Source organism: Brevundimonas vesicularis (genome assembly GCF_044807075.1).
Lineage (GTDB): Bacteria > Pseudomonadota > Alphaproteobacteria > Caulobacterales > Caulobacteraceae > Brevundimonas > Brevundimonas vesicularis_G.
Map to the genome: position 1 here is coordinate 1,973,171 of NZ_CP085234.1, position 21,119 is coordinate 1,994,289.

Sequence of the window (21,119 nt, forward strand, 5' to 3'; positions counted from 1 at the left end):
GAAACGGAGGATGCAGGCGCTTCGACACCATGTCACGCGAATCAGACAGATAGGTCGCATGACTTTAGCCGGCGACAGTTATGAAGGCAGTCTGCTGGAGCCGGGGCCCGCCCTGTGGACGTCCGCCGTCGCGCACCGCTTTTCCGTGCTGATGGAAAACGAAGCCTATTTCGACGCCCTGTCGTCTGCGATCCATAAGGCGCAACGCTCCATCGTGCTGCTGGGATGGCAATTCGATCCGCGCACCCATCTGGACCCTGAGACGCGGCCCGGCGACAAGTCGGCCGAAATCGGTCGCCAGTTGCGGATGCTGGTCAAGAGGAAGCCGGATCTGGATGTGCGATTGCTCATCTGGAAATCGCCGCTGCTGATCGCCGCGTCGCAGGGCTTCTATCCGCACAAGGCGCAGCGCTGGTTCCGTAAGCGGATGGTGGAGTTCCGGCTTGATTCGCCCGGACCTATCGGCGCCTGTCATCACCAGAAGGTGGTGGTCATCGACGACAAGGTGGCCTTCTGCGGCGGCGGCGACATCTCGACCGATCGCTGGGATTCCGACGAACATCTGGACGGCGATCCGCGCCGCGCCCTGCCCAGCGGCGTCATCTGCAAGGCGCGCCACGAGGTGATGAGCGTGATGGACGGCCCTGCGGCGCGTGCGCTGGGCGATCTGGCGCGCGAGCGTTGGTTCAAGGCGACATGGGAGCGCACCATTCCGGACGAGGTCGACGACGATCCCTGGCCCGACGCCGTGCCGGTGCAGATGACCGACGTGCCCGTCGGCATTGCCCGCACAGAGCCGAAATGGTCGGGGCGTCACGAGGTGCGCGAGAGCGAAGCCTTGCACCTGGAATCAATCCGGCGCGCCAAGCGGCTGATCTATATCGAGAACCAGTATTTCACCTCGCCGGTTATCGCCGCCGCATTGGCCGAGCGGCTGGCCGAGGTGGAGGGGCCGCAGGTCATCGTCATCTCGACCGCAAAGAGCCCGAGCTGGTTCGACAGCATGACCATGGACACGGCGCGGGCCGAGGTGCTGCACCGGCTGGAGCAGGCGGACAAATACAACCGCTTCTTCGCCTTTGCGCCCCTGACGGCAGAGGGCGACCGGATCATCGTCCACGCCAAGGTGACCATCATCGATGATCGGCTGCTCAGGATCGGGTCCACCAATCTGAACAACCGGTCGATGGGCCTGGATACCGAATGCGACATCGCCGCCGAGCCGGTCGACGCCGCCGGTCGGGCCTTCATCACGGCGCATCGCCACCGGACCATCGCGCACTGGCTAGGCGTCGCGACGGAGGACTATGCGGCGGTCGAGGGCGTTTTCGGCTCGGTGGGGCAGGCGATCTGCAACTTCGAGACGGATCGGCTCAAGCCGCTGGGCTCGGAGCCGCCGACGCGAATCCAGCGGATGTTCGCCGAATGGCAGTTGGGCGACCCGACGTCTTCCAGCGACGCCTGGCGGCCGTGGAAGCGTCTGAAGCGTTCGCAGCGCACGCGACCGGCGTCCGAGGGCGGTCACGCGCCGGGTTGAACGACCTCGAAATCGACGATCAGCGGCAGGTGGTCCGAAGCGACCCGGGCCAGGGGCGAGAAGGCCGTTCGCACCGCGCGGATGCGGATATGCGGGCTGACGAAACAGTGGTCGATGCGAATGGCGGGGAAGGCCGACGGGAAGGTCTTTACGCTGGGCTTCTGGCCCAACTGACGCTGGCAGTCCTGCAGGCTGCGGCACAGGGTCTGATAGGGGCGGGTGATCGAGGTGGCGTTGAAGTCGCCCGCCAGCAGGGTCGGGCCCTTGCATCCGCCGACCCAGCCCGATCCGGCCAGCGCGGCGGCCTGAAGCCGCTGCTCGCGCGGCACCAGACCCAGGTGGGTGTTCATGACGTTGACGGCTGTCCCGTCGATCTCGATTTCCGACCAGATCGCGCCGCGCGGTTCCAATCCCGGAATGCCGGTGACGGTCGGCAAGGCGTCGGCGCGGACGAGCCGTTCGGGGTGAGAGGTCAGAATGGCGTCGCCGTACTGTTCGGCCTCGACCCGCATCGCCGGGTGAAAGCGAGAGGTCATGGCCAGACCGTCGGCGATCGCCTCGGCCTGATCGACCCCGCCCGTGCGTGCGCGGCCCACATCCAGTTCCTGCAGGCAGACGATGTCCGGCTCGAACTCGGCGATGACGGCGACGATCCGGTCGACGTCCAGGCGACGATCCGTGCCGACGCAGCGGTGAACATTATAGGTGAGAAGGCGAGGCATGAGCTGGCGGCTGTTTGAACGATGACCGTGGGCTAGGCCTTCTGGCGCGCGAATGCGACCCCGATGCGACGATCAGAGCAGGATCAGATGATCGGGCAACTCATTGGGGTTGTCGGCGCGCGGCGGAAAGTGGCGGGCCAGAACCTCTCCGCACAGACCGATGGCGGCGGCAAAGCCTTCGACCGGGCGTTCGGCGCGCAGTTCGCGGGTCAGGACGGCGACGGCCTGGGCCCAGGCGTCCTCGTCGACCTTGGCGTAGATGCTTTCGTCGGCGATCAGTTCGACCTGATGTTCGTCGAGGGCCGCGAAGATCAGAACGCCCGTGCGCTCCTGCGTGACATGGACGCCGTGCGCCAGGAACTGCTGCAAGGCCGCCTCCCTGACGCGGCCGCGCCTGACGCCGGCCGGCGTCACGAGACGGCGCACGGCCGGGATACGAGTCAACAGAAAGACGCCGACGAAGACGACGGCCTGCGACAGGGCGTAGAGGCCCAGGGCCTGCGCTGTCGTGGCGTCCTGCGCGGCCTGATGGGCCGCCTCCCAGCCGTCGCCGGGCCAGCGAAGGTCCAGCACGAACGGAACGAAGACGATGGGGGCCACAAGCGCCATCGCCGCCGCCCAGGCCAGGCTGACGTCCACATAGGTCGAGACCCGACGTGCGACGACGCAGAAGATTTCACCCGACGTCTGACGCTCGGCCGCCGCTATGGCTTCGGCGATGCGGGTGCGGTCGTTGTCCGTGATCTGCATCACCATCCCCCCGAGGCCCCGCCGCCGCCGAAACTGCCGCCGCCGCCGCCGAACCCGCCACCGCCGCCAAATCCGCCGCCGCCCCAACCGCCGCCGCCTCTGCCGTAGTTCCGCAACGCCTCGGATGCCGCCCACAGCAGAACCGAGCTGACATTGCTGCGTCGTCCGCGCCCGGACCGCATGGCGATCAAGAAGATGAACAGGAAGAGGCCGGCGATGACGACCAGCGGAATGATGGATTCGCCCTTGGTGTCGGCCTGCTCGACCGCCGCCGCCTGAGCGCGCGCTTGCGCCTCTGCCGGATCGAGCGACAACTGGGCGATCAGGGCGTCGACGCCCTTGATCACGCCGGCCTGGTAGTCGCCGTCGCGGAAGGACGGCAGGATGTCGTTGCGGATGACCTGAGACGAGAAGGCGTCGGTCAGGATGGGCTCCAGCCCATAGCCGACCTCAATACGCACCTTGCGTTCGTTCGGCGCGACGATCAGCAGGGCGCCGTTGTCGTTGTCCTTCTGACCGATGCCCCAGGCGCGACCCAGCTGATAGCCGTAGTCCTCGATCTCCTGGTCCTGAAGGCTATTGACCGTCACGACGACCAACTGGTCGGTCGAACTGGCTTCCAGCGCCGCCAGCTTCTCTGTCAGCGCCTGTTCGGTCGCCGGATCGAGCAGATTGGCCTGATCGACCACGCGGCCGGTCAGCGGCGGGAAGTCGATCTTGCTCTGCGCCGCCGTCGGAAGGACGAGCAACAGCGCGATGAACAGGCCGAAGAGGAGGGCGGCGACGCCCGTTGACCGTCGCGTCGACGCTTGAAGGCTCGTCACTGGGCGGGCGGCGTCGCGCCCGGCGCCACGGCCGGCGCGCCACCGCCGGGCGCCGAGGCGTTGGCGGGCGGGGCGTTCAGGTTGAAGTTGACTTGCGGCGCCGACTGGGCGGCGGCGGTGGCGGTGAACAACTGCATCGGCTGCGACCCGCCGTGCAGGGTCTTGGCCCAGATCACCTGCGGGAAGGTGCGTAGGGTGGTGTTGTAGTCGCGAACAGCCTCATTGTAGTCGCGGCGCGCGATCTGGATGCGGTTTTCGGTGCCTTCCAGCTGGGACTGCAGGGTCAGGAAGTTCTGGTTGGCCTGAAGTTGCGGATAGGCTTCGACCGTCACCAGCAGGCGCGACAGGGCGCCGGACAGCTGGCCCTGGGCCTCCTGATACTGCTGGAAGGCCTGCGGATTATCGAGGTCGTCGGCCGAGACGTTGACTGAGGTGGCGCGGGCGCGGGCGTTGATGACGTCCGTCAGGGTGGTGCGTTCCTGGATCGCGGCGCCTTGAACGGTCGCGACCAGGTTGGGAATCAGGTCGGCGCGGCGCTGATACTGGCTCTGCACATCGGCCCAGGCGGCCTCGGCGCGCTCCTGCTTGGTCGGAATGGTGTTGTAGCCGCAGCCCGCCACGGCGGGGACGATCATAAGAGCGCCGGTCAGAGCGACGGCGCGAGCGTTGAGGCGGACCATGACATCTCCCGTTCGGCGATAGCGCCGTGGAGCGGGACTATTCACCGGCCCAATGAATGCATCAAGCGCCCAATGGCTCCGGTTGGATATTGTTGAGGCGGCAGGCGGCCGAATAGGTGTTGGCCAACAGACAGGCGATGGTCATGGGGCCGACGCCGCCCGGCACCGGGGTGATGTGGCCGGCGACCTCGACCGCTTCCTTGAAGGCCACGTCGCCGACGACGCGGGTCTTGCCCTCGGCGGCCTTGACGGGATCGGCCGAGGGGACGCGGTTGATGCCGACGTCGATGACGGTCGCGCCCGGCTTGATCCAGTCGCCCTTGATCATTTCGGGCCGACCGACGGCGGCGACCAGAATGTCGGCGCGACGGCAGACGTCGGGCAGGTCCCGCGTGCGCGAATGGGCGATGCTGACTGTGCAGCTTTCGCCCAACAGCAGTTGCGCCATCGGTTTGCCGACGATGTTGGAACGGCCGACGATGACGGCGTTCAGGCCCGACAGATCGCCGAGCTGATCCTTCAGCAGCATCAGACAGCCCAGGGGCGTGCAGGGGACCAGACCCGGCAGGCCGACGGCCAGACGACCGGCGTTCACGACGTGAAAGCCGTCCACATCCTTGTTTGGCGAAATGGCGTCCAGAACCACCGTCGCGTCGATGTGAGCGGGCAGGGGCAATTGCACCAGGATGCCGTGGATGCCGGCATCCGCGTTCAGCTGGGCGATCAGGGCCAGCAGCTCGTCCTGCCGGGTCGATTCGGCCAGGCGGTGGGTGTCGGAGCGCATGCCGGCGCGCAGCGTCGTCTCACCCTTGTTGCGGACGTAAATCTGGCTGGCCGGATCCTCGCCGACGATGACGACGGCCAGGCCGGGTTTGACGCCGTGCGCGGCTTCCAGCCGGGCGACGGCTGCGCCGACGCGGTCCACCAGGGCGGCCGAGAAGGCCTTGCCGTCGATCAGGGTCGCAGGCGTGGGTTGGGCCGACATGGCAGCTCCGTCTGGCGGGAAATCAGGATGGCGGCGATTTACAGCCGTCACGGTTCGGCGTCTATGATCCGCAGCCTATGCTGGAGGAATTCATGAACCGTCCGTCGCTCGCCGCCGCTGTCAGCACCCTGGCCCTGTTGTGGGCGGTCGCGCCGGCCGTGGCCCAGGACGCGCAGCCGCTGCGCATCGGCGCCAATGTGAACGGCGCCCTTAGTGATGGCGACGCCAAGGCGTCGGCGGACGAATATCGCTATGACGACTATCGCTTCGAGGTGCGGGCGGGTCAAAGGCTGGAAGCCACGCTGAGATCGGACGCTTTCGACGCCTATCTGGAGATTTATGCCGACGGCGCAGCGGGCGAGCCGCTGGCGTCCGACGACGACGGATTCGGCGACGACACGAATGCGCGGCTGCGCTTCACGCCGGAGCAGGCGGGGACCTATGTTCTGAGAGCCCGGACGTTGAGCGGACTGGACGGCGGCGACTATCAGCTGTCGTTGCAGGAACGTCCGGCGCCCCCACGTGCGCCGCGACCCAGCGGCATTCGCGTTGGGGCGACCCAGAGCGGCGAACTGACGGCTCGCGATCCTGAGCAGGAAGACGGGGGGCGCTATGACGCCTACGCCTTCCGCGCCAATGCCGGCGATCGGTTTGTGGTGACGCTGGACTCCGAGGCCTTCGATCCCCTGGTGCGGGTGGGGCGGATGAACGGTCCCGATTTCGTCGAGATCAGTTCGAACGACGATGCGCCCGGCGGTGGGCTAAATTCGCGGCTGACCTTCACGGCGCCGACCGCAGGCGAATATGTGATCCGCGCGACGGCGCTGGAAGATGGGCTGGGTCGCTACGAACTGGGTCTGTCCGAAGCGCCGCCCGCGCCGCCGTCAAAGCCCATCGCGATCGGTGACGAGATCAAGGGCGAACTGGGCTCGGACAGCGCCACGAACGACGGCGGCCAGCGCGCGGAGACCTATCGCTTTACCGGAACGAACGGTCAGCGCGTGGCCATCGAGATGAAGTCGAGCGACTTCGACGCCTACCTGATGCTTCGTCGCGCATCGGACGATACTGTCCTGGCGGAGGATGATGACGGCGCCGGCTCGGGCACCGACGCCCGCATCGCGCGCACCTTGGATGCCGATGGCGACTACATCATCGAGGCGCGCGGGTTCAGCGACGAGGCCGAGGGCGACTATACGCTGAAGCTCACCGAAACCGCGCCGCCGCCTCCGCCGACCACGGCGAGCCTCGGGCAAAAGGTCGAGGGCGAGATCGCGGATGACGACCCCCAGGCGGACGACGGCAAACACTATGACGCCTACGTCATTTCCGGAACCGAGGGGCAGCGCGTCCAGGCGATCTTGCGGTCCGGCGATTTCGACGCCTATCTGGAGATCGGTAAGGCCGACGGTGAGTTCGAGGCCCTGGCCAGCGATGACGATGGCCTGGCTGAGGGCACGGACTCGAGGCTGAATTTCACCCTGCCGTCGGATGGCAACTATGTCGTCCGCGCCATGCCGCTGGATGCGGAAGGCAAGGGCCTCTATTCGCTGGAGTTGCTGGATCGCGGGCCAGAGCCCAAGCCCGGCAGCCTGCTGATCGGATCGACCGTGCGCGGAACCCTGTCGAACAGCGCCGCGCTCAGCAACGAAGGCGCCTTCTTCGACGCCTACCGCTTCCAGGCCAAGAAGGACGAGAAGCTACGTCTGACGATGGTGTCGAACGCCTTCGACTCCTTCATCGACCTGGGCAAGCAGGACGAGGATGGCGATTTCACCAGCCTGGCCACCGATGACGACGGCCTGTCCGACGCGCACGCCAAGCTGGATTGGACCGCCCCGGACGACGGCTGGTACGTCGTGCGCGCCCGCGCCTATGGGCCCAATCAGATGGGCGCCTATGCCCTGACGGTCGCGCGTCAGCCTGCCAGCGCGAACACTCCGTCGCCCGAGAATCCGCCGATGATCATGAATCCGAAGTAGGCGCCAGGCGCGCGCCTTCGTCCCTTTGGATCGAGCTGCACGGTTGCCAAGCGCGGGACGCCGCGTGTAGAGAGCCGCCTCCTGTTGGGGAGTAGCTTCCGGCGTTCGTCGTCGGGATCGCGTCAACATACTCGCGCTTCGGCGCGTGGCGCGATCAGCGGAACCACCGCCTAGCGAGACCAGCGTGTCCTGACGCCGCGACCGGCCGGTGCAGGACCGCTGTGACGCGTCCGGTCGAGTGCTGTTTCATGACCCCAGGCGCCATCGCCATTCTCTCGCTCAGCATGTCCACGGACGCTTTTGCGGCCGCCGTCGGACGCGGGGCGTCGCATCGACCTGCCGTAAAGGACGCCGTCAAGGCCGGTCTGGTCTTCGGCGTGATCGAGGCGATCACCCCCCTGATCGGCTGGGGGCTGGGCATCATCGCCGCCGGCCTGGTCGAGAAGGTGGATCACTGGATCGCCTTCACCTTGCTGCTGATCGTCGGAGGCAAGATGATCTGGGAGGGCGTCAAGGCGCACGAGGCGGACAACGAAGCGCCGCGCCGTTCAGGCCCTTGGGCGCTGATCGCGACGGCCATCGGCACCAGCATCGACGCTGCGGCCGTCGGCGTGGGGCTGGCCTTCATCGGGGCCAATATCTGGGTGATCGCCGCCTCGATCGGCTTCACCACCTTCGTGTTGACGACCATCGGCATGCTGATTGGCAAGGCCGTGGGCACCCGCTTCGGCAAGACGGCCGAGATCATCGGCGGAGTGGCCCTGATCGGTCTGGGCACGGCCATCCTGCTCGAACACCTGGGTGTTCTCGGCGGCTGAGCCCGATCAGGCCGACGGCAGCAGGTCCGCTGCAAAGGTCCGGTAACGACCGGCGCGCACGGCGTCGGTCGCGCGGGCGATGTCCGGAGCGAAATAGTGGTCGCTCGTATAGGGGGCGGCGGCTTCGCGGACGATGGCGAAAACCTGTTCCAGCGCCGGCGAGCTGGTGAGCGGTCGATGGAACTCCAGTCCCTGCGCCGCCGCCAGAAGCTCGATGCCGACCACCGTCGCCGTATTCTCGGCCATGTCCAGCAGGCGACGCGCGCCGTGGGTGGCCATGCTGACGTGATCTTCCTGATTGGCGCTGGTCGGCACGGTGTCCACGCTGCACGGATGAGCGACCATGCGGTTCTCGGCGATCAGGGCCGCGGCCGTCACCTGGGCGATCATGAAGCCGGAGTTCAGGCCGCTTTCCTTGACCAGGAAGGCCGGAAGTTCGCTCATCTTGGGATCGACCAGGATCGAGGTGCGGCGTTCGGAGATATTGCCGATCTCGCACAGAGCCATGGCGATCTGATCGGCAGCGAAAGCAACGGGTTCGGCGTGGAAGTTGCCGCCCGATATGACGTCGCCATCCTCGATGAAGACCAACGGATTGTCGGTCACGGCATTGGCCTCGCGCGCCAGCGTGGCGGCGGCGCTGGTCAGGACATCGAGGACTGCGCCCATGACCTGGGGCTGGCAGCGCAGGGAGTAAGGGTCCTGGACCTTGGAGCAGTCGTCGCGGTGACTGTCGCGGATGGCGGAGCCCGCCATCAGCTCGCGCAGGCGGGCGGCGACGGCGATCTGGCCTGGCTGGCCGCGCAGGGCGTGGATGCGATGGTCGAAGGGCGCGTCGGACCCCTTCAGCGCGTCGACCGACAAGGCCCCGGCGGCGATCCCGGCGGCGAACGCCGCCTCGGCCGCGAACAGGCCAGCCAGCGCCAGCGCCGTTGAACATTGAGTGCCGTTCAGGAGGGCCAGGCCTTCCTTCGGGCCGAGCGTGAGCGGCGTCAGGCCGACCTTCGCCAGAGCCGCTTCGGCCTCCAACGTCTCGCCGTTCAGCCGCGCCTCGCCCACGCCGATCAGGACGCAGGACATATGAGCCAGCGGCGCTAGGTCGCCCGAGGCGCCGACCGATCCCTTGGATGGAATGCAGGGCAGGATGTCGGCGTTGACCAGGGCGATCAGGGCCTCCAGCGTTTCGCGCCGAACGCCCGAGGCGCCGCGCGACAGACTGGCGATCTTCAGCACCATCAGAAGACGGGTCACCGCATCCGGCAGCAGCGGCCCGACCCCGCAGGCGTGGCTGAGAACCAGATTACGCTGCAGCGTCTCCAGGTCTTCAGGCGCGATGGAGGTGTTGGCCAGCAGGCCGAAGCCGGTGTTGACGCCATAGACGGTGCGCCCCTCGGCCACGATGGCGGCGATGGTCGCTGCGCCCTTGTCCACATCGGCCCAGGCGTCGGGCGTCAATGAGACGGTCACGGCGCCCTCCAGCACCGCACGAAGCTGCGCCAGGGTGAGCGGCGATTGGCCGAGGGTGATCGCGGTCATGGTTCAGGCTTTCAGACTCGGAAGGTTCAGTTCATGCTCGCGCGCGGCCGAACGGGCGATCTCATAGCCGGCGTCGGCGTGACGCATGACGCCCGTGGCGGGGTCGTTCCACAGCACCCGCTCAAGCCGTTGGGCGGCCTCCGGCGTCCCGTCCGCGACGATGACGACGCCCGAGTGCTGGGAATAGCCCATGCCGACGCCGCCACCGTGGTGCAGCGACACCCAGCTGGCGCCCGAGGCCGTGTTCAGCAGGGCGTTCAGCAGAGGCCAATCGGAAACGGCATCCGATCCGTCCATCATGGCCTCGGTCTCGCGGTTCGGGCTGGCGACCGAGCCGCTGTCCAGATGATCGCGGCCGATGACGATGGGCCCCGACAGTTCGCCCGACCCCACCATGTCGTTGAACATCAGGCCGGCGCGGTGGCGATCACCCAATCCGATCCAGCAGATGCGGGCCGGAAGTCCCTGAAAAGCAATGCGTTCACCCGCCATGTCGAGCCAGCGATGCAGACCCGCGTTGTTGGGGAACAGCCGCTTCATGGCCGCGTCTGTCTTTCTGATATCTTCCGGATCGCCGGTCAGGGCCGCCCAGCGGAACGGACCGATCCCCCGGCAGAACAGCGGGCGGATGTAGGCGGGCACGAAGCCGGGGAACTCGAAGGCGTTCGTGACGCCCGCGTCGAAGGCGACCTGACGGATGTTGTTGCCATAGTCGGTGGTCGGCACGCCCATCGCCTGGAAGTCCAGCATGGCCTTCACATGAGCGACGATGGAGGCGCGCGCAGCGGCGGCGACGCTGTTTGGATCGCTAACGCGCTTGTCTTCCCACTCCGCGACTGTCCAACCCGAGGGGAGATAGCCGTTGATCAGATCGTGCGCGCTGGTCTGGTCGGTGACCAGATCGGGACGTACGCCGCGTCGGACCATTTCAGGCAACAGATCGGCTGCATTCCCCAACAGGCCGATCGACAAGGGTTTTCTGTCCCTGAACGATTGCTCCAGGAGCGCCAGGGCCTCGTCCAGGGTTTCGGCCATGACGTCGACGTAGCGCGTCCGCAGACGGAACTCGATGCGGCTGCGTTGGCATTCGATCGTGATGCAGGACGCGCCCGCCATGGTCGCGGCCAGAGGTTGGGCCCCGCCCATGCCGCCAAGACCTGCGGTCAGGATCCATTTGCCCGACCAGTCGCCGCCATAGTGCTGGCGGCCCGCCTCCATGAAAGTCTCATAGGTGCCTTGGACGATGCCCTGGGTGCCGATGTAGATCCACGAGCCGGCGGTCATCTGGCCATACATGGCCAGGCCCTTGCGATCGAGCTCGTTGAAATGCTCCCAGGTCGCCCATTTCGGCACCAGATTGGAGTTGGCGATCAGCACGCGCGGGGCGTCGGCATGGGTGCGGAAGACGCCCACCGGCTTGCCGGATTGAACCAGCAGGGTCTCGTCGGCCTCAAGCGTCTGCAGGGTCTGGACGATTCTGTCGAAGGCCGCCCAATCTCGCGCCGCCTTGCCGATGCCGCCATAGACGACGAGGTCGTGGGGCCGCTCGGCCACCTCTGGATCGAGGTTGTTCATCAGCATGCGCATGGCCGCCTCGGCGGCCCAGGTCTTGGCGGTCTTTTCCGGTCCGCGCGGGCTGCGGACGATCCGGGCGTTGGGCGTGTTCATCGTTGGCTCTCGGCGAAGGCGATGCAGGCGGTCAGGACGCGGCGCAGATGGGCGCGCATCGGCTCGGCGCGGTCCGGCTGGTAGGGGCTGGGCCAGTTGTCGGGCGACACCGGGCCGGTGGGATCGAGGATATAGCCCCGGTCCGCCAGTTCCATCTGGATGGCGTGAAGACCGGCCTCGGGACGGCCGTAGTGTCGCGTGGTCCAGCCGCCCTTGAAGCGGCCGTTGACGACGACGCTGTCGCCGCTGACCGCACAGGCTTCTTCGACAGCCTGCGTCAGCTCGGCGGCGCAGGTGGCGCCGTCGTTGTCGCCGATGTTGAATTGAGGCAGTTCGCCCTCGAACAGGCGCGGCACGACAGACCGGATCGAATGGGCGTCGTAGAGGACGACCGGACCTTGTCTGCGCAGTCGCTCCAACTGGCCCTGCAGGGCGGCGTGATAGGGATCGAACCAGATCGCGCGGCGCTGCTCCGTTTCGGCCGCGTCGGGCTCCTGACCTGCGCGATACAGCGGCTCCCCGTCGAAGGTTTCGGTCGGGCACAGGCCGGTCGTGGTCATGCCGGGATAGAGCGAGACGCCAGACGGATCGCGATTCACGTCGATGACGCTGCGTGACATGCCCGTTCGCACCAGGGTCGCGCCCATGTCAATCGCGAAGTCGTACAGCCGATCCACCCACCAGTCCGCATCCTTGCGGGCCAGCCAAGGCGAGGTCATCCGCGCCTCGATGGCAGCCGGAATGTCAGTGCCCGTGTGCGGCAGGCCGATCACCAGCGGCGCCGAACCTTCGTGGACGGTCAGCCAGTCCTGCATCCGTTCGGCCTCCCTCGCCAAATCGATCCATCGTGGTATGTCTAGACATATTGATCGCAACGACACGGAACTGTCCAGTGACCCTTCAGCCGCAGCCTGTGGATCGCACCCTCTGGTTCGAAGCGGCCCTCTTGCCGGACGGCTGGGCGCGCGATGTCCGCATCGGCATCGCGGGCGGGCGGATCGTCAGTCTGGAAACCGGCGTGGCGCGTGGCCCGGCAGACGAAGGGGGCGGTGGCGTTGCCTTGCCGGGCGTCGCCAATGTCCACAGCCACGCCTTTCAGCGCGCCATGGCGGGCCTGACAGAGGCGCGGGGGCCTTCGGACGACGACTTCTGGACGTGGCGCGAGCTGATGTATCGCTTCCTTGATCGGGGCGGGCCGGAAGAGATCGAGGCCATCACCGCTCTGGCCTTCATGGAAATGCTGGAGGGCGGCTTCACCCGCGTCGCCGAGTTCCATTATCTGCACAACGACCCATCGGGTGCGGCCTACTCGGATCTGGCCGAGGTCGCGGCGCGGATCGTGGCGGCGGCGCAGGCGACGGGCATCGCCCTGACCCTGCTGCCGGTCTTCTACGCCCATGCCGGGTTCGGCGGTCAGCCGCCGGCGCATGGACAGCGGCGCTTCATCAACGATCTGGACGGTTTCGCCGATCTGGTGTCGCGATGCCGGACCCTGACGGACGATCTGCCCGACGCCGTGGTCGGGGTCGCGCCGCACAGCCTGCGCGCCGTCAGCCCTGATGGACTGACGGCCATACCTGCGCTGGCGGGCGACGGTCCAATCCATATCCATGTCGCCGAACAGACCAAGGAGGTCGCGGACTGCCTGGCGTGGTCAGGCGCGCGGCCGGTCGAATGGCTGCTTGCCAATGCGCCGGTCGATCCGCGCTGGTGCCTGATCCACTCCACCCATGTGACTGAGGCCGAGTGGCGCGGCGTCGTCGCGCGCGGCGCCGTCGTCGGCCTGTGCCCGATCACCGAGGCCAATCTGGGCGACGGCGTCTTCCCGGCGGTCGATTTCACACGCGCCGGCGGGCGGTTCGGCATCGGGACCGATTCCAACGTGCAGATCGGCGTCGCAGAGGAACTGCGAATGCTGGAATACAGTCAGCGGCTGGCGCTGCGCGGTCGCGCGGTCATGGCGGATCCTGAACGCTCGACGGGCCGCGCCTTGTTCGATCGCGCGTTGGCGGGCGGCGTCCAGGCGACGGGCGCGGCGTCGGGTCTAAGCGCCGGTGCGTCGGCGGACATCGTGTCGCTGGATACGAGCGCCATCGCCTGCGCCGGACGGTCGGGCGATGCGGTGCTCGACAGCTGGATCTTCGGCGCGCCGAAGGGCTCGATCCGTTCGGTGTGGCGCGCGGGGCAGGAGGTCGTGAAAAACGGCCGCCATATCGCGCGGGACGCCATAGAGGCGCGCTATCGCAAGGCCTTGTCGGCGGTGTTGGGGTGAGCCTTCATCGCCGCATCTACGCCGATCTGGAGGGGCTTATCCTGTCCGGCGAGCTGTCGCCCGGCGACCGCATTCCGTTCGAGCATGAGCTGACCGAACGCTACGGCTGTTCACGCATGACGGTGTCCAAGGCCATTTCGGAACTGGCGGGGCGGGGGCTGGTGACGCGTCGGCGTCGCGCCGGCACCTTCGTCGCCCAGCCCAAGGCCCACGCCGCCGTCCTGGCTATTCCCGATCTGCGGGCCGAGGTGATCGAGCGCGGGCAGGCTTACGGCTACGTCCTGCTGGAGCGGATCGAACGCGAGCCGGACGGCGAGGACGAAGTCGAACTGGCGTCGGGTGGTCTTCTGCTGGATCTGACCTGTCTGCACAGCGCCGACGGCACACCCCTGGCCTTGGAACACAGACTCATCGCGCTCGGCGCAGCGCCTCAAGCCATAGATGTCGATTTTCATACGGTTCCGCCGGGAAGCTGGCTGCTGGACTCGGCGCCCTGGACCGAGGCTGAGAACCGCATCTCAGCGATCGCGGCGGACGCCCGCGCTGCCCGCCTACTGGAACTCAAGCCCGGCGCCGCCTGCCTATGCGTCGAGCGGCGGACATGGCGGGACGGGCAGGGGGTAACGCGGGTGTGGCAGACCTTCCCCGGCGACCGCTACGATCTGGTGGCGCGCTTCTCGTCAGCCCGTTCACCCGTTTTGGCAAAGGAGCCTCGCCGATGAAGGCCGACCGTCTGCTGATCGACTGCCATGTCGCCACCATGGTCGAGGGACAGGTTCCTTATGGCGCGATACAGGACGCCGCCGTGGTCGTCGCCGATGGCCGCATTGCCTGGGTGGGACCGCGCGCTGACCTGCCGGCCGTAGAGGCAGCTGAAACCCAGCGGCTGGACGGCCACTGGATCACGCCTGGCCTGATAGACTGCCACACCCATCTGGCATTCGGCGGGGACCGTTCGGCCGAGTTCGAACAGCGGCTGGGCGGCGCGACCTATGAGGAGATCGCGCGGGCCGGCGGCGGTATCGTCTCCTCCGTGAAGGCCACGCGCGCCGCGTCGGAGGATGACCTGTTCGCTTCCGCTATGACGCGTCTGGCGGGGCTAAAGGCGACGGGTGTCACCACCGTCGAGATCAAGTCCGGCTATGGTCTGGACCTTGAGACCGAGCTGAAGATGCTGCGTGTCGCGCGTCGGATCGGGCTCGAGGGCGGCGTGCGGGTGCGCACCAGCTATCTGGGGCTGCATGCCGTGCCGCCTGAATATCGCGACGACCGGGCCGCCTATGTCGACCTGGCCATCGACCACATCCTGCCTGTCGCCCATGCCGAAGGCCTGGTCGATGCGGTCGACGCCTATTGCGAGCCCATCGCCTTCTCGACCGCAGAAGTGTCGCGCCTGTTCGACAAGGCGCGCGCGCTGGGGCTACCGGTCAAACTGCACGCCGATCAATTGTCGAACGGCGGCGGTGCGGCGCTGGCGGCGCGCTATCAGGCTTTGTCCGCCGATCACATCGAACATACGACCGAGGAAGGCGTCGCCGCCATGGCCGCAGCCGGCGTGGTCGCCGTCCTGTTGCCCGGCGCCTATTTGATGCTGCGCGAGACCCAGGCGCCGCCGGTCGATCTGCTGCGCCGCCACGGCGTGCGGATGGCCGTCGCCACCGACTGCAACCCCGGCACATCGCCCGTCGCTTCCATGACCGCCGCGCTCAACCTCGCCTGTGTCCAGTTCCGCCTGACGCCGGAAGAGGCCTTGGCCGGCGCGACGCGAGAGGCGGCGCGGGCGCTTGGGGTGCTGGCCGAGATTGGGACGCTCGAAGCCGGAAAGGCGGCCGACCTTGCGATCTGGGATATCTCGCGACCGGCCGAGCTTTGTTGCTGGCTGGGCAAGCCCTTGCTTGACGCTGCATACAGAGACGGAAAACACGTATAGATTGCGTTCAGGAATCGAACCATAGATTGTCTGCATGGGCGCAGAACAATCAGACGATGTCGAAGGCTTCATCAAACATTGGTCCGCTGCGCCGATCAGCGAACGCGCTCACTATCAGACCTTCATCATCCAGCTCTGCCGCCTGATCGGCGCCCCCGCGCCGGATGACGAGCGTGCGGGCGATCTGGATTATTGCTTCGAGCGGCCGATCCGCTTTCATCACGACAATGGGCAGACGACGGCGGGCTGGATCGATTGCGCCAAACGGGACTGTTTCGTCCTGGAAGCCAAACAGTCGCGCAAACGCCGCGACGGAGGTCCGCTGGACCCCGCCGCGCAACTGGCTTTATTGGGCAAGTCCGCCGGAAAGGCGCATGCGCCGTCGATGGAGGCGCTCGATCGCGTCATGCGGGTCGCCAAGCGGCAGGCTGAAAACTACGCCAAGGCCTTGGCCGAATGGCCGCCGTTTCTGATCACGGTGGATGTCGGACGGTCGATTGAGCTGTGGTCGGACTTTGCGAGGCAAGGCAAGATCTATGCGCCGTTTCCAGATCGGGCGGGCTATCGGATCACGCTAGACCAGCTGCGCTCGCCTGAGGTTAGAGAGCGGCTGCGCCGGGTCTGGACGGATCCGATGTCGCTCGATCCGGCCGCCCGGTCGGCGGCGGTGACGACGGAAATCGCAAAGTCTCTGGCCTGGTTGGTAAAGTCGATCAACGGTCGGCGACAGGTCGGGCTTGGGCCAGTCGATCGCGCCGCGCAGGCGAGCAAGACCGCGCGTTTCGTGATGCAATGCATCTTCGCCATGTTTGCGGACAGCGTCGGACTGATCGAGCGGCGCAGCTTTCTGAGCTTGCTCGAAAGCTATCGCGGGGAGGCGGAGCGCTTCCACCAGGGCGCGCGGTCCTTGTTCGTGGCGATGGATCGGGGCGGCTATTGCGTCGCCACCCGCCAACACATCCGCCGGTTCAACGGAGGCCTCTACAGCACGGTCGAGACGCTGCCCATCGAGGAAGGCGAGTTGGAGGCCCTGATCGCTGCGGCGAAGAGCGACTGGACCGACGTCGAGCCAGCCATCTTCGGAACCCTGCTGGAGCAGGCGCTAGACCCGGCTGAGCGGGCCGAACTGGGCGCGCATTACACGCCTCGCGCCTATGTCGAGCGCCTGATCGCGCCGACGATCATGGAACCGCTGCGCGCGGATTGGGAGGCGGTGGAGGGCGAAGCCGTTGCGGAGTTCATGCAGGGCGACGTCGCCAAGGCGCGTCGCCCTGCACGCGTTTCATGATCAACTGTGCAAGACGCGCGTGCTGGATCCCGCCTGTGGCACGGGCAATTTTCTCTATGTCGCCATGCGGATGATGAAGGAGCTGGAAGAGGAAATCTTCAGCGCGCTGGGAGAGATGGGCGAGCATCAGGGCGTGCTGGCTTTCGACGGGCGGGTGGTCAGCCCCGAGCAATTCTATGGCATAGAAAAGAACGCCAACGCCGCCTGGATCGCCGAGATGGTCATGTGGATCGGCCATCTTCAGTGGCACTTCCGCATATCCGGCGCGCCGATGCCGTCGGAGCCCATCCTCAAGAACTTTCGAACCATCCGACAGGCCGACGCCCTGCTGGAGTTCTCGCGCGTCGAGATGGTCCATGGACGTGATCAGGCCGAGCGAGAGCGAGTTCGCTATATCGACCCGCGCCCCACACCTTGGCCGGACGTTGAATTCATCGTCGGCAATCCGCCGTTCATTGGCGGCAAAGGCCTGAGACGAGAGTTGGGCGACGGCTACGTCGATGCCCTTGCAGCGATCCGGGGCGGTCGATTTCTTTCGGCAGACCTGGTCATGGCCTGGTGGGATCGGGCGGCGGAAATCCTGATCGAGCCAGATACGCGGTTGCGGCGCTTTGGGTTCATCACCACCAATTCGATCACCCAGACCTTCTCGCGACGCGTGATCGAACATCATCTGGCCAAACGGCCGCCGATCAGGATCGTCTTCGCCATCGCGGACCATCCGTGGGCCAGGGGCGTGGGATGCGCTGACGTCAGGATCGCCATGTCGGTCGCCGAGCGGGGCGAGCCGGACGGACAGGGACGATGGCTGAGGGTCAAGGATGCGGATGCCACGACGTTCGAGGAGCGTCACGGCGACATCGGCGCGGACCTGATGCTGGACAGTCGATTGACCCGCGTTCGACAGCTTAAGGCCAACGCCGTGCTGGCCTATCGCGGCGTGCAGCTGATGGGCTCGGGGTTTCAGGTCACGTCAGAGAAGGCCAAACGCCTCCTGTCCGGCTCAGACCCGCAGGCGCCGTCGCCGGTTCGCGACTATCGGAATGGCCGAGATCTGGCGGATCGATCACGCGGGCTGCAGGTCATTGATTTCTTTGGCTGGGACGAAGGCGAGGCGCGTCGTCGGCATCCGCTGCTGTTCCAGCATCTTCTGGAGACGGTGAAGCCGGATCGGGATCGCAACAACCGAGCGGCCTATCGCGACAACTGGTGGATCTTCGGAGAGCCGCGTCGTGATCTGCGCGACGCCCTGGAGGGATTGAGCCGCTTTATCGTCACCATAGAAACCGCCAAACATCGCTGGTTTCGATTCATGGATGCCGCCACCTTGCCGGACAACAAGCTGGTGGCGATCGCCAGCGATGATCCGTTCGTGTTGGGCGTCTTGTCTTCGCGCCAGCATCGCGCATGGTTCGCCGCCAACGCCGGCCGCATCGGCGAATACGAACGCGAGGCCGTCTATGTGAAAGGCGCCTGTTTCGACACCTTTCCATTTCCGGACGCAGGCGCCGCCTTGGCGGCAGAGATCGGCGTCCTGGCCGAAGAACTCGATGCCGTGAGAGCTGACGTCCTGCGCGACAGCGATGCCTTGACGATGACCGGCCTTTACAACGCCAGAGCCAGGATAGGCCTGGGCGATCACGTGTCGGACGCTGAACGTGCGATCTATGACCAAGGGCGCGTCGGCATCATCGACCATCTGCATCAGCGCCTCGATCGGCTGGTCGCCAAGGCCTATGGCTGGCCTGACGACCTGGCGGACAGGCAGATCGTCGAGCGCCTGATCCAGCTGAACCAGGCCAGGGCGGAGCAGGAGGCGCAGGGCGACATCCACTTCCTGCGACCGGACCATCAAACCGGCAAGGTGCGCCAAGGGACTGCAAGACCGGCGCAGCCTCTTCTACCGACATCGGGGCAGAAGGCCCTGTTTCCCGAACAACCGGGCGTCCTGGCGTCCAGCCTGCTCTCAATCCTGCGCCGACAGGGGGTTCCGATGTCGCCGACCGAGTTGATGGACGAGTTCGAGGGCAGTCGGCCGCGTGCGAAGCGGCTGATTACACATACGCTAAAGGTGCTGGCCGTCGCAGGGTCCGTGCAGAATACCGATGACGGATGGTTCGCGCCGCGGCGAATGCCGAGCTAGGCCTCAGGCTTGGTTCACGCCCATGGCCTTCATCAGGGCGTCGCGGATGGCGACTTCTGTGAACGGCTTTTGGATCGTGGGCTGGCCGCGCCATTCGTCGGGCAGACCGCCTTCGCCGTAGCCGGTCGAAAAGACGAACGGCACACCGCGTTCCTTCAGCGCCTCGGCGACGGGGAAGACCTGACGACCGGCGACATTGACGTCCAGCAGGGCGGCGTCGAGATTCTCCGTCTCGCGCGCCAGCTTCTGACCTTCGTCCACATTGGACGCGGGGCCGATCGGCACGCACTCCATGTCCTCCAGGATCGTTTCCAGGAGCATGGCGACGAGTGACTCGTCTTCGACGACAAGCACGCGGCGGCCGGTGAGGGGCTGGGTCATTGTGCGGCGGTCCTGTCCAATGGAACTGTCAGTTCCGCGATCAATCCTTCGGGGGCGTAGACCAGATCGATCTCGCCCGCCAGATCATGGCGAATGTTTCGCTCAATCAAGCGGCTGCCAAAACCCTTCCTGGCCGGAACCGCAACCTTGGGGCCGCCGATTTCGCGCCAGCTCAACTTCAGCTTTCGGTGTCTCTGGTCGGCCAATCCCCAGTCGATGAGAATTCGGCCGTCCGGCGTATGTAACGCGCCATATTTGGCGGCGTTCGTCGCGAGTTCATGGAAAATCATGCCGAGCGACAGGACGATAGCAGGTTCGAGAGAAATCGGCGGGCCGTTGAGGCTGATCCGGGTCGGTCCATAGGCCTCTGTCTCGTGCTCCAGAATGGCGCGCAGATCGGCGCCTTCCCAATGGCTTTGGGTCAGCAGGTTGTGCGTATGCGACAGGGCCATGATCCGGGACTGGAAGGTCTCGGCGAAGCTGGCCGGGTCGGTGTTGGAACGGGCCGTCTGGATGGCGATCGATTGCACCGTGGCCAAGGTGTTCTTCACGCGATGATTCAGTTCGTCGATCATCAACTTCTGGCGCTGGGCGGCCAGGACGTTCTCGGTGATGTCGTGACCCTGCACGAAGATGCCCACCACCGCGCCCGCGTCGTCGCGGATCGGTTGATAGATGAAGTTGAGATAGACGGTTTCGAGCAGCCCATCGGGCTTACGCTGCAGCTGGGCCGCGCTCTCGCGCCCTTCATAGGGTTCGCCTGTGGCGAAGACGCTGTCGAGCAGATCGTAGAAGCCTTGGCCTTCCAGTTCCGGCAGGGCCTGCCTGACCGGCTTGCCGGCGATATCCCGGTGTCCGATGAGCTGGCTGTAGGCGTCGTTGTGCATCTGGAACCGATGGTCCGGTCCGGACATGATCGCGACGAAGCCGGGGGCCTGCATGAACATCTCAACGAGACGATTGCGCTCGGTCTCCAGGCGACGATTGTCCTCCTGAACCGACTGGGCCCGACGAAGCACTGAGCCGCCGATGATGGCGTCCAAAGCGGTCGTCGGCTCGTCCGGGCGGATGACGGGCGCCAGGTCCGTCACATCCATGGTGTGCTGAAGCAGCATGACCACTTCGCCGTCGGCGTTCAGTATGGGCGTATGGGTGGCGCTCCAGAGCCGCTCTTCGAAGCTTTCTCTGCCGTCGGGCTGCGTTCTCAACATCGAAAAGCGCACGACCGCCAGATGATCGCGTTGTCGGGTGTCGCGCGCCTTTTCCAGTGACGCGCGGACTTGGCGGACGTTCTCCGGGGCATCCGAGCCAGGCCCCGAGTCGAATGCGGCGAAGAGAGGTTGGCCCAGCACTTCGCTGCGCCTTGCGCCCGTGACATCCATATAGGCCTGATTGACCTCGGCGATCCGAAGATCCGGCGTAAGCAGCACATAGGGATTGGGCGAGGCCTCGAAAGCCGCACCCAAATTAACGGTCGGATCGCCAGATTTCACCGTTTCGTTCAACGCTTACCCCGCACAGCTTGGCGATAACGCGCGACATCGAGATCGGTTCTCCGGCTTCGATGTCGCCAACTTTGATCGCAAGGTGATTGGCGCGCCGC

At 66.1% G+C, this 21,119-nt stretch carries 18 protein-coding genes and 1 riboswitch; of the genes, 8 read left to right on the top strand and 10 right to left on the bottom strand.

Annotated features, from left to right (window positions below):
- The first annotated feature begins 58 nt into the window (after positions 1-58).
- A complete protein-coding gene (locus LG306_RS09850) occupies positions 59-1,537 on the top strand; it encodes a phospholipase D-like domain-containing protein (RefSeq protein ID WP_404414055.1) in 1,479 nt (492 codons plus the stop codon).
- Here the strand turns inward: LG306_RS09850 and LG306_RS09855 are convergent.
- The 5 genes from LG306_RS09855 to LG306_RS09875 all read right to left on the bottom strand — a co-directional run bounded on the left by LG306_RS09855 (position 1,522) and on the right by LG306_RS09875 (position 5,498).
- Entirely contained in the window at positions 1,522-2,259 is a 738-nt protein-coding gene (locus tag LG306_RS09855) for an endonuclease/exonuclease/phosphatase family protein (RefSeq protein ID WP_404414057.1), read from the bottom strand. The genes LG306_RS09850 and LG306_RS09855 overlap by 16 nt on opposite strands.
- A gap of 72 nt (positions 2,260-2,331) precedes the next feature.
- A complete protein-coding gene (locus tag LG306_RS09860; RefSeq protein WP_404414059.1) occupies positions 2,332-3,009 on the bottom strand; it encodes a TPM domain-containing protein in 678 nt (225 codons plus the stop codon).
- Entirely contained in the window at positions 3,009-3,833 is an 825-nt protein-coding gene (locus LG306_RS09865; protein ID WP_404414061.1) for a TPM domain-containing protein, read from the bottom strand. Before LG306_RS09865 ends, LG306_RS09860 begins: the two co-directional genes overlap by 1 nt.
- Positions 3,830-4,513, bottom strand: a complete 684-nt coding sequence (locus tag LG306_RS09870; RefSeq protein WP_112861840.1) for a LemA family protein — start codon at positions 4,511-4,513, stop codon at positions 3,830-3,832. The genes LG306_RS09865 and LG306_RS09870 overlap by 4 nt, the downstream gene beginning before the upstream one ends.
- A gap of 61 nt (positions 4,514-4,574) precedes the next feature.
- On the bottom strand, positions 4,575-5,498 hold the full coding sequence (locus LG306_RS09875) for a bifunctional methylenetetrahydrofolate dehydrogenase/methenyltetrahydrofolate cyclohydrolase (protein ID WP_404414063.1): 924 nt from the start codon (positions 5,496-5,498) through the stop codon (positions 4,575-4,577).
- A 92-nt stretch (positions 5,499-5,590) separates the two neighbouring features.
- Here LG306_RS09875 and LG306_RS09880 point away from each other — a divergent pair, with 92 nt between their 5' ends.
- On the top strand, positions 5,591-7,480 hold the full coding sequence (locus LG306_RS09880; RefSeq protein ID WP_404414065.1) for a PPC domain-containing protein: 1,890 nt from the start codon (positions 5,591-5,593) through the stop codon (positions 7,478-7,480).
- 77 nt (positions 7,481-7,557) lie between these two features.
- Positions 7,558-7,701: riboswitch (yybP-ykoY riboswitch) on the top strand.
- Between the two features lie 27 nt (positions 7,702-7,728).
- Positions 7,729-8,298, top strand: a complete 570-nt coding sequence (locus LG306_RS09885) for a manganese efflux pump MntP family protein (RefSeq protein ID WP_404414067.1) — start codon at positions 7,729-7,731, stop codon at positions 8,296-8,298.
- Positions 8,299-8,304: 6 nt separating this feature from the next.
- Here LG306_RS09885 and hutH read toward each other — a convergent pair whose 3' ends face one another.
- The 3 genes from hutH to hutG are packed head-to-tail and all read right to left on the bottom strand — an operon-like array spanning position 8,305 to position 12,317.
- Positions 8,305-9,834 (bottom strand): histidine ammonia-lyase, encoded by a 1,530-nt coding sequence (gene hutH, locus LG306_RS09890; protein ID WP_404414069.1) that lies wholly within the window; start codon positions 9,832-9,834, stop codon positions 8,305-8,307.
- 3 nt (positions 9,835-9,837) lie between these two features.
- Complete coding sequence (gene hutU / locus LG306_RS09895; RefSeq protein ID WP_404414071.1) at positions 9,838-11,502, bottom strand: urocanate hydratase; 1,665 nt, start codon at positions 11,500-11,502, stop codon at positions 9,838-9,840.
- Positions 11,499-12,317 (bottom strand): N-formylglutamate deformylase, encoded by an 819-nt coding sequence (gene hutG, locus LG306_RS09900; RefSeq protein WP_404414073.1) that lies wholly within the window; start codon positions 12,315-12,317, stop codon positions 11,499-11,501. The genes hutU and hutG overlap by 4 nt, the downstream gene beginning before the upstream one ends.
- Before the next feature lie 77 nt (positions 12,318-12,394).
- On the opposite strand from hutG, the gene LG306_RS09905 reads away from it, so the two are divergent.
- From LG306_RS09905 to LG306_RS09925, 5 genes are read left to right on the top strand one after another with little or no spacing between them, the layout of a single operon-like run.
- Entirely contained in the window at positions 12,395-13,774 is a 1,380-nt protein-coding gene (locus tag LG306_RS09905; RefSeq protein ID WP_404414075.1) for a formimidoylglutamate deiminase, read from the top strand.
- Positions 13,771-14,496, top strand: coding sequence for a histidine utilization repressor (gene hutC, locus LG306_RS09910; RefSeq protein ID WP_404414077.1), 726 nt, complete (start codon positions 13,771-13,773; stop codon positions 14,494-14,496). Before LG306_RS09905 ends, hutC begins: the two co-directional genes overlap by 4 nt.
- The gene (gene hutI / locus LG306_RS09915) at positions 14,493-15,704 is read left to right on the top strand and encodes an imidazolonepropionase (protein WP_404414079.1); all 1,212 of its coding nucleotides are present in this window, start codon (positions 14,493-14,495) and stop codon (positions 15,702-15,704) included. The genes hutC and hutI overlap by 4 nt, the downstream gene beginning before the upstream one ends.
- Before the next feature lie 34 nt (positions 15,705-15,738).
- The gene (locus tag LG306_RS09920) at positions 15,739-16,992 is read left to right on the top strand and encodes a type IIL restriction-modification enzyme MmeI (protein WP_404414081.1); all 1,254 of its coding nucleotides are present in this window, start codon (positions 15,739-15,741) and stop codon (positions 16,990-16,992) included.
- A 19-nt stretch (positions 16,993-17,011) separates the two neighbouring features.
- A complete protein-coding gene (locus LG306_RS09925) occupies positions 17,012-19,135 on the top strand; it encodes a class I SAM-dependent DNA methyltransferase (protein WP_404414083.1) in 2,124 nt (707 codons plus the stop codon).
- Between the two features lie 3 nt (positions 19,136-19,138).
- Here the strand turns inward: LG306_RS09925 and LG306_RS09930 are convergent, their stop codons facing one another.
- Positions 19,139-19,516: a response regulator gene (locus LG306_RS09930; RefSeq protein WP_404414085.1), complete on the bottom strand. Its 378-nt coding sequence runs from the start codon at positions 19,514-19,516 to the stop codon at positions 19,139-19,141.
- A complete protein-coding gene (locus LG306_RS09935; protein WP_404414087.1) occupies positions 19,513-21,009 on the bottom strand; it encodes a sensor histidine kinase in 1,497 nt (498 codons plus the stop codon). Before LG306_RS09935 ends, LG306_RS09930 begins: the two co-directional genes overlap by 4 nt.
- Between the last annotated feature and the right edge of the window lie 110 nt (positions 21,010-21,119).